Annotated in this window: 1 pseudogene; it reads right to left on the reverse strand. The window is 73.3% G+C overall.

The features are described 5' to 3' along the window. Positions 1 to 520 (reverse strand): annotated as a pseudogene (locus FVW20_RS18680) (hypothetical protein); the annotation flags it as partial.

Raw genomic sequence — 520 nt, forward strand, 5'->3', positions numbered from 1 at the left:
TCCACGGCCAGGGCGATGCAGCCCCGCCCCTGCGTACGCAGGCGCGCGGCCACGCGCCCGGCGGCAATGCCGGTGCGTTCGCGCATGGCGGTGATGGCGTGCACCCCGTTGAGGAACGAGTGCGGGTCGTTCAGCTGCTCGTCGGGGGTGGGGTAAGCCACCGGCGCACGGGGCATGCCCTGCCTGGTCAGCACGGTGGTGCGGGCGGTACGGTACAGGGCGTAGGCGCCGCGCGGGGCCAGCGCCGGATCCCAACGCTCCTCGGAATCGGCCATGACGTGCCAGTCCAGCGGCAGGGCGCCTGCCAGATCCTGCCCGTGCAGCATCAGCAGACCCGGCTGCATGGCCTTGAAGAAGACCAGGGCCAGATGCCCCTGGCGGATCGTTTCGCGCGCGTCGGCCTTGGCCGCGTCTGCATGGCTGAAACCCGCGCCAAGCGCGGCAAGCCCCGCGCCGGTGACGGGCAGCACGTCGCCCGCGCCGCCCAGCGGCATGGTGGACGCCCACATGGACGCGCGCG

Origin of the sequence: Nitratidesulfovibrio oxamicus (assembly GCF_015731765.1) — a bacterium.
Classification (GTDB): Bacteria; Desulfobacterota; Desulfovibrionia; order Desulfovibrionales; family Desulfovibrionaceae; genus Cupidesulfovibrio; species Cupidesulfovibrio oxamicus.